This is a genomic window from Massilia glaciei (assembly GCF_003011895.2).
Classification (GTDB): domain Bacteria; phylum Pseudomonadota; class Gammaproteobacteria; order Burkholderiales; family Burkholderiaceae_D; genus Telluria_A; species Telluria_A glaciei.
This window is the reverse complement of record NZ_PXWF02000346.1, coordinates 1-13,344: the sequence shown is the minus strand read 5'-3', so window position 1 is coordinate 13,344 and position 13,344 is coordinate 1. Positions and strand designations below refer to the sequence as shown.

At 65.4% G+C, this 13,344-nt stretch carries 11 protein-coding genes and 2 pseudogenes; 3 read left to right on the top strand and 10 right to left on the bottom strand.

Annotated features, from left to right (window positions below; genetic code table 11):
* Positions 1-7: 7 nt before the first annotated feature.
* From deoA to xapA, 5 genes are read right to left on the bottom strand one after another with little or no spacing between them, the layout of a single operon-like run.
* On the bottom strand, positions 8-1,330 hold the full coding sequence (gene deoA, locus C7C56_RS27435; protein ID WP_106760505.1) for a thymidine phosphorylase: 1,323 nt from the start codon (positions 1,328-1,330) through the stop codon (positions 8-10).
* Positions 1,331-1,365: 35 nt separating this feature from the next.
* Positions 1,366-3,744 (bottom strand): aldehyde dehydrogenase family protein, encoded by a 2,379-nt coding sequence (locus C7C56_RS27430; RefSeq protein WP_370660252.1) that lies wholly within the window; start codon positions 3,742-3,744, stop codon positions 1,366-1,368.
* Positions 3,745-3,761: 17 nt separating this feature from the next.
* The gene (deoC, locus tag C7C56_RS27425; RefSeq protein ID WP_106760503.1) at positions 3,762-4,718 is read right to left on the bottom strand and encodes a deoxyribose-phosphate aldolase; all 957 of its coding nucleotides are present in this window, start codon (positions 4,716-4,718) and stop codon (positions 3,762-3,764) included.
* Positions 4,715-5,908 carry a phosphopentomutase gene (locus tag C7C56_RS27420; RefSeq protein WP_106760502.1) on the bottom strand — a complete coding sequence of 398 codons (1,194 nt, stop codon included), beginning with the start codon at positions 5,906-5,908 and terminating at the stop codon, positions 4,715-4,717. The genes deoC and C7C56_RS27420 overlap by 4 nt, the downstream gene beginning before the upstream one ends.
* A 43-nt stretch (positions 5,909-5,951) precedes the next feature.
* The gene (gene xapA, locus C7C56_RS27415; RefSeq protein ID WP_106760563.1) at positions 5,952-6,794 is read right to left on the bottom strand and encodes a xanthosine phosphorylase; all 843 of its coding nucleotides are present in this window, start codon (positions 6,792-6,794) and stop codon (positions 5,952-5,954) included.
* Positions 6,795-7,266: 472 nt separating this feature from the next.
* Here xapA and C7C56_RS27410 point away from each other — a divergent pair, with 472 nt between their 5' ends.
* Genes C7C56_RS27410 through C7C56_RS27400 form a run of 3 tightly spaced genes read left to right on the top strand, consistent with a single transcriptional unit; the run spans position 7,267 to position 10,275 of the window.
* Complete coding sequence (locus C7C56_RS27410) at positions 7,267-8,421, top strand: carbohydrate kinase (RefSeq protein ID WP_106760501.1); 1,155 nt, start codon at positions 7,267-7,269, stop codon at positions 8,419-8,421.
* A 2-nt stretch (positions 8,422-8,423) separates the two neighbouring features.
* On the top strand, positions 8,424-9,353 hold the full coding sequence (locus tag C7C56_RS27405; protein WP_106760500.1) for a pseudouridine-5'-phosphate glycosidase: 930 nt from the start codon (positions 8,424-8,426) through the stop codon (positions 9,351-9,353).
* Between the two features lie 13 nt (positions 9,354-9,366).
* Positions 9,367-10,275 (top strand): LysR family transcriptional regulator, encoded by a 909-nt coding sequence (locus C7C56_RS27400; RefSeq protein WP_106760499.1) that lies wholly within the window; start codon positions 9,367-9,369, stop codon positions 10,273-10,275.
* A gap of 112 nt (positions 10,276-10,387) precedes the next feature.
* Here the strand turns inward: C7C56_RS27400 and C7C56_RS28475 are convergent, their stop codons facing one another.
* From C7C56_RS28475 to C7C56_RS27375, 5 genes and pseudogenes are all read right to left on the bottom strand, one after another.
* Positions 10,388-10,948: an AP2/ERF family transcription factor gene (locus C7C56_RS28475; protein ID WP_146204674.1), complete on the bottom strand. Its 561-nt coding sequence runs from the start codon at positions 10,946-10,948 to the stop codon at positions 10,388-10,390.
* A 42-nt stretch (positions 10,949-10,990) separates the two neighbouring features.
* Entirely contained in the window at positions 10,991-11,647 is a 657-nt protein-coding gene (locus C7C56_RS27390) for a hypothetical protein (RefSeq protein ID WP_146204673.1), read from the bottom strand.
* 151 nt (positions 11,648-11,798) lie between these two features.
* Positions 11,799-12,059: a PAAR domain-containing protein gene (locus C7C56_RS27385; RefSeq protein ID WP_106760496.1), complete on the bottom strand. Its 261-nt coding sequence runs from the start codon at positions 12,057-12,059 to the stop codon at positions 11,799-11,801.
* A gap of 124 nt (positions 12,060-12,183) precedes the next feature.
* A pseudogene (locus C7C56_RS27380) lies at positions 12,184-12,459 on the bottom strand (hypothetical protein); the annotation flags it as partial.
* Positions 12,460-12,677: 218 nt separating this feature from the next.
* Positions 12,678-13,344, bottom strand: a pseudogene (locus C7C56_RS27375) (DUF2875 family protein); the annotation flags it as partial.

Here is a 13,344-nt window from a genome sequence, read left to right as displayed (position 1 = left end):
GCTGCCTTTATGGACGGATGGTGCGGTAGATGATCGGGTTCGCTTGCGCCCTGCTGGCGCCGATCTGGTAGGCCGCCTGCACTTCGCGCACGGCTTGCTGGGCGCCCGCCAGGGTGCGCGCATGGACCATCGCGAGCGGCTGGCCGACGGCGATCTCGTCACCCAGTTCGGCCAGGCCGGTCAGGCCGACCGCGAAGTCGATCGGGTCTTCCGGACGACGCCGCCCGCCGCCCAGGCTGACCACCGCCAGGCCAAGGCCGCGGCAGTCGGTGGCGCTGGCGTAACCGGATTGCAGCGCAGGCACTTCGACTACGATCGGGGCTTTCTCGAGGTAGGCGTCGGGGCGCTCGACCAGGTCGGACGGGCCGCCCAATGCCGCGACCATGCGCGAGAAACGCTCGGTCGCCTCGCCCGAATCGAGCGCCGCCTGCAGTTTGGCGCGGGCCTCGGTATCTGTGCCGGCAAGGCCGCCCAAAATCAACATTTCGGCGCACAGCGCCATGGTCACTTCGTGCAAGCGCGCCGGACGCGAACGCCCGGTCAGGTAATCCATCGCGAGCCGCACTTCGAGCGCGTTGCCGGCCACGGGGCCGAGCGACTCGTTCATCTCGGTCAGGATGGCCGAGGTGCGGGTGCCGGCGCCGTTGCCGACGCTGACGATGCTCTCGGCCAGTTCGACCGATTTGTCGTAGCTCGGCATGAAGGCGCCGGTGCCCACTTTGACGTCCATGACCAAGGCGTCGAGTCCCGCCGACAGTTTTTTGGACAGGATCGAGCCGGTGATCATGGCCACCGATTCGACCGTGGCGGTGGTGTCGCGGATGCTGTAGAAGCGCTTGTCGGCCGGCGCCAGCTGCGCCGTCTGGCCGATGATGGCCACGCCGATGTCCTTGACCACGGTGCGGAACAACTCGGGATCGGGCACGGTGCAGTAGCCCGGAATGGAGTCGAACTTGTCTAGCGTGCCGCCGGTGTGGCCCAGGCCGCGGCCCGAGATCATCGGCACGAAGCCGCCGCAGGCGGCGATCATCGGCCCGAGCATGAGCGAGACCACGTCGCCCACGCCGCCGGTCGAATGCTTGTCGACGACCGGGCCGGGCAGGTTCATCGAACGCCATTCCATGACCTGGCCGGAGTCGCGCATCGCCAGCGTGAAGGCGACCCGCTCGTCCATGTTCATGTCGTTGAAAAACACGGCCATCGCGAGCGCCGCGATCTGCCCCTCGGTGACGCCACCGGTGGTGATGCCGCGCACAAAAAACTCGATCTCTTGCGCGCTGAGCACGCCGCCATCGCGTTTTTTGCGGATGATCTCTTGGTTCAAAAACATGGTATTCCCGTTCTAGTTGATTTTTTGCAGACCGCTTACACGCCGTAAGGGATCCAGACATTCTTGACCTGGCTCGCATGCGCCAGCACCGCGCGTCCGCCGGCCTGGCTGGTGCTGAACCAGTCGCGGCCCTTGGCGCCGCCGACCCAGGTGCGCTTGAGCGACTCGGCCGACAGGCGCTCGACTTCGGCGCAGCCGTCAAGCGAACCGTCGTGGCGCCAGACGGCGTCGACGTCCGAATGCGAGGCGAGCGTGCGCGCCAGTTCGTCGGCGCTGCCGGTGACGATGTTGAGCGCGCCGGCCGGCAGGTCGGAGGTGTCGAGCACCTGGTACAAATCGGTGGCGGCCAGCGGATACGCCTCGGACGGCACGGCGACCACGCGGTTGCCCAGCGCCAGCGCCGGTGCCACCAGCGAGATGAAGCCGAGCAGCGGCGACTCGTTCGGGCAGATGATGCCGATCACGCCGACCGGCTCGTTGAGCGCGACCGTGATGCCGTGCATCGGCGGCTGGTGCGCCAAGCCGTCGTACTTGTCGGCCCACGCCGCGTAGTAGAACAGGCGTTCGATCGAGGCCTGCACTTCCTTCTCTGGATTGGTCGAACCGGTCATGGCGGCCAGGCGCGCGGCGAATTCGTCGGCGCGCACGGCCAGGTTCTCGGCGATGTAATACAGCACCTGCGCGCGGTTGTGCGCGGTCGCCTTGGCCCAGCCAGAGGCCTTGTGCGCCGCTTCGACCGCGTTGCGGATGTCCTTGCGGTTGCCTTCGCCGACGTCGGCCAGAAAGGCCCCGTTGGCGCCGGCGATGGCGCGGCTGTAGGCGCCGTCGGGGCGCGTCTGCTTGCCGCCAATGTAAAGCTTGGCGGTGCGGTCGATCGCGAACGGATTGCCATCCGCGGCCTGCTGCACTTTGCCTTTTTTGGCGACCAGCGGCGCGGCCGGGCGCGCGTCCTCGGACAACGGCGTCATGTACTCGAACATGCCTTCGCGCCCGCCCTCGCGGCCGAAGCCCGATTCGCGGTAGCCGCCAAAGCCGCAGGCGGCGTCGAACTGATTGGCGGTGTTAATCCAGACCACGCCGGCCTTGATCTGCGGCGCGATGTCGAGCGCGAGGCTGATCGACTCGGTCCACACGCAGGCGGCCAGTCCGTAGACGGTGTTGTTGGCAAGTTGCACCGCCTCGACCGGGGTGCGGAAGCTCATCGCGACCAGCACCGGTCCAAAAATTTCGGCCTGCGCCACGGCGGCCGAGGTCGAGGCGCCCGTGATCAGGGTCGGCAGGAACCACGAGCCGGCGGCCGGCACCTCACAGGTTGGCTGCCAGATGGTGCAGCCTTCGGCGCGCGCCGCTTCGACCAGGCCGTGGATGCGCTGCTGCTGGACGGGATCGACCAGCGCGCCTACGTCCATCGACTTGTCGAGCGGGGAACCGAGGCGCAGGTTCTGCATGCGCGCGCGCACCTTGGCCAAGAAGCGCTCCTCGACCGACTCCTGCACCAACAGGCGCGAGCCGGCGCAGCAGACCTGCCCTTGGTTGAACCAGATCGAGTCGACCAGTCCCTCGACGGCGGCGTCGAGGTCGGCGTCGTCGAACACGATGAACGGCGACTTGCCACCCAGTTCGAGCGAGAGTTTTTTGCCGCTGCCGGCGGTGGCCTTGCGGATCAGGCGCCCGACTTCGGTCGAACCGGTGAACGCGAGCTTGTCGATGCCGGGGTGGTTGACGATGGCCTCGCCCACGCTGCCGTCGCCGGTGACGATGTTGACCACGCCGGCCGGCACCCCGGCCTGCTGGCAGATCTGCGCGAACAGCAGCGCCGACAGCGAGGTGAATTCGGCCGGCTTGAAGACCACGGTGTTGCCGGCGGCGAGGGCCGGCGCGATTTTCCAGGCGAGCATCAGCAGCGGGAAGTTCCACGGCACGATCTGGCCCACCACGCCGACGGCACGGTGGTCGGCGAATTCCTCGGCCTGCAACTGGGCCCAGCCGGCATGGTAGTAGAAGTGGCGCGCCGCCAGCGGCAGGTCGGCGTCGCGCGTCTCGCGGATGGTCTTGCCGTTGTCGAGCGTCTCGACGACGGCGAACAGGCGCGCGTGCTTTTGCAGCAGGCGCGCCAGCGCGTACAGCACGCGCGCGCGGCCGTGGCCGCCCAGCGCGACCCAGCCCGGCTGGGCGCGGCGCGCCGCCTCGACCGCGCGTTCGACATCCTGCGCGCCGGCCTGGGTGATCTGCGCGAGCTCCTTGCCGTCGGCCGGGTTGGTCGAGGCGAAGGTGGTGCCGGCGGCGCTCCAGGCGCCGTCGATGAACAGGCCAAAGCGGCGCTCATGCTGGTCCAGCCACGCGTGCGCTTCCTTGGTGCTCTCGGGTGCTGGGCCGTAATCCATAGTGGTGAGAATCTCGCTAATTGTTGGCATGACGAATCCGTTGCTGTTTATGGTTGCGCGTGGCGGTGGTTGGCCGAGTAATTACCGGTGACGTAGTGCTCGAGCTGGCGCTCGATGTCGGTCAGCAGGGTCGAGGCGCCGATGCGGAACAGGTGCGGCTCGAGCCAGTCGCGTCCCAGCTCCTCCTTCATCAGGGTCAGGTACTGCAGCGCGGCCTTGGCCGAACTGACGCCGCCGGCCGGCTTGAAGCCGACCTGGAAGCCGGTCTGCTCGTGGTATTCGCGGATCGTGCGCACCATCGTCAGGGCCACCGGGATGGTGGCGTTGACGCCCTCCTTGCCGGTGGAGGTTTTGATGAAGTCCGAGCCCGCCATCATGCACACCCACGAGGCCTTGGCCACGTTCTCCAAGGTGAGCAGGTCGCCGGTGGCGAGGATCGCCTTGACGTGGGCCTCGCCGCAGGCTTTGCGGTAGGCCACCATCTCGTCGTACAGGGCTTGCCAGTTGCCGGTCAGGACGTGCTGGCGCGTGATCACGATGTCGATTTCGGTCGCGCCCGCGGCGACCGACAATTCGATCTCGCGCACCTTGGTTTCCATGCTCGCCAGGCCGGCCGGGAACGCGGTCGACACCGCGGCGATCGGGAGGCGTCCATTGAGTATCCTGTCGGCCGGGGCGATCATCTCGTGGTACACGCAGACCGCGCCGGTGGACAGTTTTTCGAGGCCCAACGCCTGCATCAGGTCGGTGCGCAGGGGGCGCATCGCCTTCATGCACAGGCGCTCGACCCGGCCCGGCGTGTCGTCGCCGCCGAGGGTGGTCAGGTCGATGCACTCGATCGCCTTGACCAGCCAGGCGGCCTGGTATTCCTTTTTGACGGTGCGGCGGTTGGCCAGGCTGGCCGCGCGGCGGTCGGCGGCGTTGCGGTTGACCTGGATCTGGTTGACCCAGCCGAGGTCGAGGCCGACGGCCTCGTTGCGTTTGAAGTCGGCGGGTTGGCTCATAACAGGCTGGTTCCGTTCAAGGTGGGTTGGACGCCGAGATGCTTGGCCAGCGTGGCGCCAATGTCGGAGAAGGTCTCGGAGATCGGCAGCTGTTGCGCCTTCAGGCCGGGGCCGAAGAAAATCATCGGGATGTGTTCGCGCGTGTGGTCGGAACCGGGCCAGCTCGGGTCGCAGCCATGGTCGGCGGTGATCACGGCCAGGTCGCCGTCCTTCATCGCGGCGATGAACTCGGGCAGGCGCGCATCGAGCTCGTGCAGCGCGTTCGAATAACCGGCGATGTCGCGGCGGTGGCCGAACGACTGGTCGAAGTCGACGAAGTTGACGAACGTGAGCGAGCCGTCGCCGGCCTCCCCGCCCACCTTGAGCAGCGCGTCGAACAGGGCCATGTTGTCGGCGCCCTTGACCACGCGCGAGATGCCCCGGGTGGCGAAGATGTCGCTGATCTTGCCCAGGCCGATGACCTCGCCGCCGGCGTCCTTGACATGGTCGAGCAGGGTCGGGCTCGGCGGCGGCACCGCGTAGTCGTGGCGGTTCGAGGTGCGGCGGTAGTTGCCGTTCTCGCCCAGGAACGGGCGCGCGATCACGCGTCCGATGTTGTACGGTTTGACCAGTTCGAACGCGGCCTCGCACACCGCGTACAGGCGCTCGAGCCCGAAGTGCTCCTCGTGGGCGGCGATCTGCATGACCGAGTCGCCCGAGGTGTAGACGATGATTTTGCCTTCGGCCACATGCTGGTCGCCGAAGCGGTTGATGATCTCGGTGCCCGAGGCGTGGCAGTTGCCCAGGTAGCCCGGGATGCCGGTCAGCTCCTGCAGCCTGTCGGTCAGCTCGGCCGGGAAAGACGGCACCTCGCGCGGGAAGTAGCCCCAGTCGAATTCGACCGGCACGCCGGCGATCTCCCAGTGCCCGCTCTGGGTGTCCTTGCCCGTCGAGCGCTCGCGCGCGGCGCCGTAGGCACCCGTGAAGCCCTCGCGCAGCGCGAAGCCTTCGGCCCATTCGCCGCTGGCCTGGCGCGCGGCGGCGGCCAGCCCGAGGCGCTCGAGGTTGGGCAGGCTCATCGGCTTGCCCTGGCCCGCGGCCCAGGCCGCGATGTGGCCGAAGGTGTTGGCGCCGGTGTCGCCGAACTTGCCGGCGTCGGGCGTGGCGCCCAGGCCGAAGGAATCGAGCAAAAGGATGAATGCGCGTGACATGGATGGCTCGCTTTGGTGAAGTTGCTCGGGTAATTGACTGCGCTTACGCGGCGGCGCGCGGCAGCTTGGCCACGTTGCCGAGGAAGGCCAGGATCAGGGTGACGAGGTCCTTGGCGCCGATCGCCGCGTACTTGAGCGTCTGCTCGTGCGACAGCGGGAACGGCGACATGCCCTCGGCCAGGTTGGTGATGACGGACACGCCGACCACCTTCAGGCCGCAGTGGCGCGCCGACACCACCTCGGGCACCACCGACATGCCGACGACGTCGGCGCCGAGGCGCGCCATCATGCGGATTTCGGCGGCGGTTTCAAAATTCGGACCCGCGTAGGCGATGAACACGCCCTCGTGGATGGTGATCGCGTTGGCGGCCGCGGTCTCTTTGACCAGCGCGCGCAGTTCGCCGTCGTAGGCGTTGCCCATGCTGAAAAAGCGCGGGCCGAAACGGTCGTCGTTGGGGCCGACCATCGGGGTGCCGGGCAGCCAGTTGATATGGTCGGTCAGCGCGACCAGGCTGCCGGCGTCGACCTCGGGGCGCAGCGAACCGGCCGCGTTGGTCACGAACAGCATCTCGCAGCCGAGCAGTTTCATGGTGCGCACCGCGCTCGTCATCACGCCCATGCCGTAGCCCTCGTAGAAGTGGCCGCGGCCCTTCATGCACACGACGTCGACCCCGGCCAGGGTGCCCACCACCAGCTGGCCCGCATGGCCGTGCACGGTGCTGATCGGGAAGCCGGGCAGCTCGTCGAAGCCGATCGTGACGGCGTCGCTCATCTGCTCGGCCAACACGCCAAGGCCGGAACCGAGGATCAGGGCCACGCGCGGGGTGAAGCCGGGCTTGCGGGCGCGGATAATGTCGGCGGCGTCGTAGGGGGTGTTGTTCGACATGTTCATTTCCTTGTACTGTACACGGGGTGGAGCGTCAATCGGGGCGGGTGCCGGGGGCGTCGCGGGGGCCGGTTCGGGGCGCGGCGCCATCGACGTGCTTGCGAAGGAGTCGTTCAAAAATAACTGTGACAATTGGAGCGGTCCTGCCGGGCGCGCTGCTGCGTTGTTCGTCGTCGCCATAGCCCGCTATGACTCCTTCTCGCGCCTTGCATCGCATCCCGCCAGAGCCGCCCAATTGTCACACTTATTTATTCACGGCTCCTAAGCATTATAACTATGCATGAACTCCGATATGTATGGCAAATACCCTTTTTCTTCGTCATTTATATGACATTCAAATAAATAAGGGATAAGATGTGTTGGCCTCAGGAGACACGGCGGCGCCGCCGTGCGGGAGGGGAAGCGCCGAATCATTGACAGCCTAAAAACATATGTCTACCATCAATAACAATTGTTTTAACGACCGTCCCAGATGAACGAGCCCACAAAAAAAGACCAGTTGTACGCGCTGATCCGCGCCAACCCGTTCATATCGCAGCAGGATTTGGCGGCCCAGCTCGGGCTGTCGCGTTCGGCCGTGGCCGGCCACATCGCCGGCCTGATCCGCGAGCGGCGGGTGCTCGGGCGCGCCTACGTGCTGCCCGACCAGCGCCCGATCGTCTGCATCGGCGCCGCCAACCTCGACCGCAAACTGCGCCCGCTCGCGCAACTCCGGATGGGCACCTCCAACCCGGCGCGCCAAACCGAGTCGTTCGGCGGTGTGGCGCGCAACATCGCCGAGAACCTGGCCCGGCTTGGCGCCCCGGTGGCGCTGATCACCGCCGTCGGCGACGACCCCTCGGGCGCGGCGCTGCTGGCACACGCGCAGGCGGCCGGCATCGACGGCGGCGCCACGCTGCGCCTGGCGGGCAGCTGCAGCGGCACCTACACCGCGGTGCTCGACGAGCATGGCGAGATGGTGTTGGCGCTGGCCGACATGGCCCTGTACGAGCAGCTCACGCCCGCCTTCGTGGCCACGCGCGCGCCGCAGCGCGCCACCGCCGCGCTCACCGTGGCCGACCTGAACCTGCCGCTCGATACCGTGCGCGCCCTGCTCGATGACGCCGTGCGCGACGCCATCCCGCTGGTGCTGGTGGCGGTGTCGCAGCCGAAGATGGCGCGCCTGCCGGAGGCGCTGTGCGGCCTGCGCCTGCTGATCCTCAACCAGGGCGAACTCGAAACCCGGGCCGGCGCGCCGCTGCGCACCGACGCCGACTTTCTGGCCGCGTGCCGCGCGCTGCAGGCGCAGGGCGCGCAGGACGTGATCGTCACGCGCGGCGCGGCCGGGGTCACATACACTACACTGGGCGGCATCGCCCACCTGGCGGCCGCCGAAACCCATGTGGTCGACGTCACCGGCGCCGGCGACGCCTTTTCGGCGGCGGTGAGCTGGTCGCTGTTCCGGGGCAGCGCCGACCTCGGACTGGCATGCCGGCGCGGCATCAGGCTGTCGGCCATGACGCTCGCCTGCGAACAAACGGTCTGCCCCGACCTGGACTTCGACAGCCTCGACGATATCCAAGAGACACCCGACGGGCACGCGCGTTCCGGCGCGCCGCTCCCCTACAACGCCCTTTTCCAGGACTGACCATGCACCAGTTTCTCTTGTTTTCGCCCGAAGTCGCCTCCGCCCGAAGCGCCGGCAAACCGGTCGTCGCGCTCGAATCGACGATCATCTCGCACGGGATGCCGTATCCGCAAAACGTCGACATGGCGCGCGAGGTCGAGCAGGTCATCCGCGACGCCGGCGCGGTGCCGGCCACGATCGCGATCATGGACGGCAGGATCTGCGTCGGCCTCGGGTCCGCGCAGCTCGAATTGCTGGGCAATTCGCCCGACGCGATGAAGGTCAGCCGGCGCGACCTGCCCTACGTGCTGGCCACGCGCCGCCTCGGCGCGACCACCGTGGCGGCGACCATGATCTGCGCGCAAATGGCCGACATCAAGGTGTTCGTCACTGGCGGCATCGGCGGCGTGCACCGCGGCGGGGCGACCAGCTTCGACATCTCGGCCGATCTGCTCGAACTGGCGCGCACCAACGTGGCCGTGGTGTGCGCGGGGGTCAAGTCGATCCTCGACATCGGCCTCACGCTCGAATACCTCGAGACCCACGGGGTGCCGGTCATCAGCGTCGGCCAGCCGGGCTTTCCCGCGTTCTTCACGCGCGAGAGCGGCTTCAACGCCGACTTCCAGCTCGACACCGCGCTGCAACAGGCCAACTTCATCCAGACCAAATGGTCGCTCGGCCTCGACGGCGGCGTGGTGATCGGCAATCCGGTGCCGGCCATGTTCGAGATGCCAAGTGACGAGATTGGCCGCATCACCGAGCAGGCGCTGGCCGAAGCCGGCAGTCTGGGCATCAGCGGCAAGGCGGTCACGCCGTTCCTGCTCGACCGCATAAAAACGCTCACCGAAGGGCGCAGCCTGATGACAAACATCGCCCTGGTCAAGCACAATGCGCTGGTGGGCGCGCAACTGGCCGTGGCCATGCACGACCTGCCCGGCATGAAACCGATCTGAGTCGAACCCGCCCATGTCTATCGATCTGAAACAGTTAAAGTACTTCCTGGCCGTGGCCGAAGAAAAAAGCTTCAGCCGCGCGGCCGAGCGCCTGCACATCTCGCAGCCGCCGCTAAGCCAGCAGATCATGAAGCTCGAGAGCGAGCTCGGGGTGCGCCTGTTCGCGCGCACCACGCGCACCTTCGAGCTGACCGTGGCCGGGCGCGCGCTGATGGGCGAGGCCTCGGACATGCTGGCCAAGATGCGCATGACGATCGACACCATCCGCCAGATCGACCGCGGCGAGGTGGGCCGGCTGCGGGTCGGCATCGTCGGCTCGGCCATGTGGGGCCCGATCCCGAGCCTGCTCGAGCAGTTCCAGACGCGCTTTCCGCGCGTGACCTGGACCTTGCACGAGTCGGGCCCGAACGTGCAGTACGAGGCGCTGCGCGCCAAGCAGATCGACGTCGGCTTCTGGCGCGAGCCCAAGCTCGACGTCGACGAACTCAAACACCACAACCTGCGCCAGGAGCTGTGCTTTCGCGAGAACGTGTGCGTGGCCGTCAACGAGCAGCACCCGCTGGCATCGCAGGAATACATCGAACTGACCGACATCGCCGAGGAGCCGATGCTGACGCTGGCGCTCGACAAGTCGAGCTTCCCGCGCTACCTGATCCAGTGCTGCATCGACGCCGGCTTCGAGCCGATGATCTTCCAGGAGGCGTCAGAGCCGCAGACGCTGCTGGCGATGGTCGGCGCAGGCTTGGGCGTGACGCTGATGCCGGAGACGACCAGCCGCATCGGCTGGCCCGGCGTGAAGTTCTTGCCGATCAAGACCCGGCCGCCGTCGGCCAACCTGTTCATCTGCTACGCCACGCTCGACGACGCGCCCGTGGTGCGCGCCTTCCTCAACATCCTCAACCCGAGCGCCTGTGCGGCCTGAAGCCGGCCGTGCCGGTCGTGCGCAGCGCCGCGCGTCGGCGCCGCTTCCGCTCGCCGCCGCGCTTGGGCGCAACACCCGGATTGTCGCCGCGCATGAACGGCAACCGGACCGATCATGCCTCCAAGGCCGAACTGCTACGCGTCGCGAGAGCTCGCATTGTTTTCCTGGCGGCCCGATGATGGAAATTTCCGACTTCACCCAGTTCAGCCACAAACACCTCCCGTGCTTGCACCGCTAAGGCGAAAGCTTTCTCTTCGCCATATTTAGCTATCGAAAATTTTTTGTAGCGTTTTGTCTGCCCCTTCAACTTCGGACTGTGGGCGACCCATGATTGAGTCAGCGCGCCCATACGCGTTTGATCACGCACACGCGTAACGCCGGCCACACCGCTGGTGTTGGCCGAGTTAATCCGCCCAACCACCTCCGCTTTGGGGACAACGGGCAACGCGCCAAAGACTTGATCGCGCCATATTTTTGCCGCAAGCAGCGATTCAGCAGCGCCGCCATATACGGAATCCGAGAAAGTCTTCCGATGTCTTGTACCCAACCGCTCAATGCTGACCCTCCAACTCACACTTGTTCCCTTCGCCGTGGCGCAGCGCCCGATATAGGGTTCACCGCTACGGTTTGTGGGGTTGGCGAGGGACGCCGATTCGGCGGCATCGGCCAGCACCAGGCGTTCGGCGACTTGTTGCGCGTGGCGTTGCAGCCGGGATTAGCGCTCACTGATTTTATTCAAGCGCTCCTCGTGTCGCCGTTGCCTGCGTTGCGCGGCAAGCTGCAAGCTGGCCTCCAAAACAGCGAGATCGTCAACGGTACTGACCGGTAGCGGCTGGGAATCGGCCCTGAATACGAGGTCGTCCAATTCACGCAACCCTCGCAAACGGGCGTCGATGGCGCACTGCCTGGCCGCGTCCTCGCCATAGGTTCGCACCGAGAAATTTTGAATGCGAAGCTTGCCGTCGACTAGGGGGGTCCTGGCCTGCCAGTAGACACTTGTCCACACTTGGCCATTTTTGGCGACCTTGCGCCTAACCGCGCGATAGACGCCAGGCACGCCGCTCGTATTATTGGCGCGTACGATGGCGCAAAACTGTGCCATCAACATGGGCGGGTGTTTGGTAATGATGGTATCGCGCCAGGCCCGCGCCAGCGTCAAGGTGTTCTCCTCGCCCCCGCAACGTTTCTCCATGAAATACTTCTGATAGACTATTCCATTTCGTCGAATTGTGACATGCAGGTAGTAGCCGCCACGCTTACTCTCATAGCCCCGATAAATTCCCATTTTGTCTGGCGGATGGCGGGGCTTTTTGGTTGCGAACCGTTTCGGCATGGGCTCAGCACTCTGATCGTTGCGCGTAGAAATTGACATGGTTGACTCTTCAATGGGCGAGGCTTAAACGGTATTACTCGCTGGACCTGATGTGAAGCAACATTGAAAGATTGTCTGATCAAACGCAAACCGGGGTGTAAGTACCGGCTCGCACTACGCAGGTCAGCTTGAAAAGGCTGGCCTTTTTTTTTCATATCCTTCCAAAATTGGGAACAGTTGTTTGCAACGTCGCACCGCAGCTTGTCTTGTGGCCCGCGTAGGCGACAGGGACGCCGTCGATTGTGTGATGGGGATCGCCTTCCACGATGGTGCCCGGCCCATGCAATGGGCATGTGCATTTGTCACCGACACGCGCGACAGCTATGCCACCGATCGTGAAATGGGTTGCGCCGACGCTCGACACTTGGCCACCATGGCTGGTGGGGTCGTTTAGCAGAACGACTTTACGCATAAGAATTTTCCTAAAAGTTGACTATTCTTTGTAGATGTCAGGGTCGATTAGCGGGAGTGCCCTGATGCGCGAACACGTCAGCGCCGCCCCTCGGACGCTAATGCGTCTTACGCTTTTCGGCCGATCACAGACTTCTGAAAACGACAGTCGCCTCGTTTCTGTCGCGCAAATTGACGGCCGCGTTGATTCCACCGCCGCGATAACTGCCCATCACGCCTATCGCCATCTGCACGAACAGGGCGGCCGCGCCTGTATTACACAAACTCTTGTCGGTGTCTATGAATTGGCCGGACTTGCTGGTGTCGATTTCGGGGCCGCCGGCTTTGGCGCATGCGTTAAGGTTGCTGAGCAGTTCGAGCAACTGGTCCGAATTTTCGCCGGTCACGGCGATGATCCGGACAGGTGCTTGCTCCGCTCCGCTTCAGGCAGGGCACGAAGCGCCTCCGGCAGCCTGCCTGCTTCCCATTCCAAGATCGACCGGCGTGCCTTTTCTGCACCACTACCCTGCATTAATTGCAGATCCACCACGGCCGGAAAATATTTGTAAAAATCAGGGGCGGTGCGGGCTTTTCGCGACAATACGCGGCGCTACATTTCACAGCCAACACCCCGGTACGCCTATTGCTGGTAGTCGGCCGGATCGATCAAGGGCGTCCCGCGATGCGCAAACACGTCACCGCCGCGCGGGTGCTTTTGAGTTTTCCGTTTTTCATCCGACGGCGGGCTGATGAAAATTATGGATGCCTCGTTCCTGTCACGCAGATTGACTGCGGCGCTGATGCCGCCGTTGCGGTAGCTGCCCATGACACCGATCGCCATCTGCATGAACAGCGTCGTCGCCCCCGTGTTGCCGAGCCGTTTGTCCGTATCGATGAATTGGCTGGAATTGCCGGTGTCGATTTCCGGCCCGCCCTGCGCCGCGTGTGCGCTCAGGGTACTGTGCAATGTGATCATCTGATCGGTATCGCCACCGCTCGCCGCCACGACGAGGCCAGGCGCATTGGACCGTGCGGCTTCGGGCAGGGAGAGTAGCGCAGCCTGCCAGCCCGCCTGCATGGCTTTGTTTCGCTCGTCGCGGCGCGTCAACGGCTTGCCGTGCTCGTCGGTGAATTTGACGAAAGTGGGCCGGTGAATGAATCCGAGCGTGGGCAGCCTGTCGAAAGTGGCGAGTTGATCGGTGCTCCAAGGGATAGGGAACCAGGGGGTGGGCTTCCAGTTCGTGGGCGGCCGGTGCGCGAAGGGGTTGATGTGGTTGAGCATGCTGACGGCGCCCGTCCCGCGAATA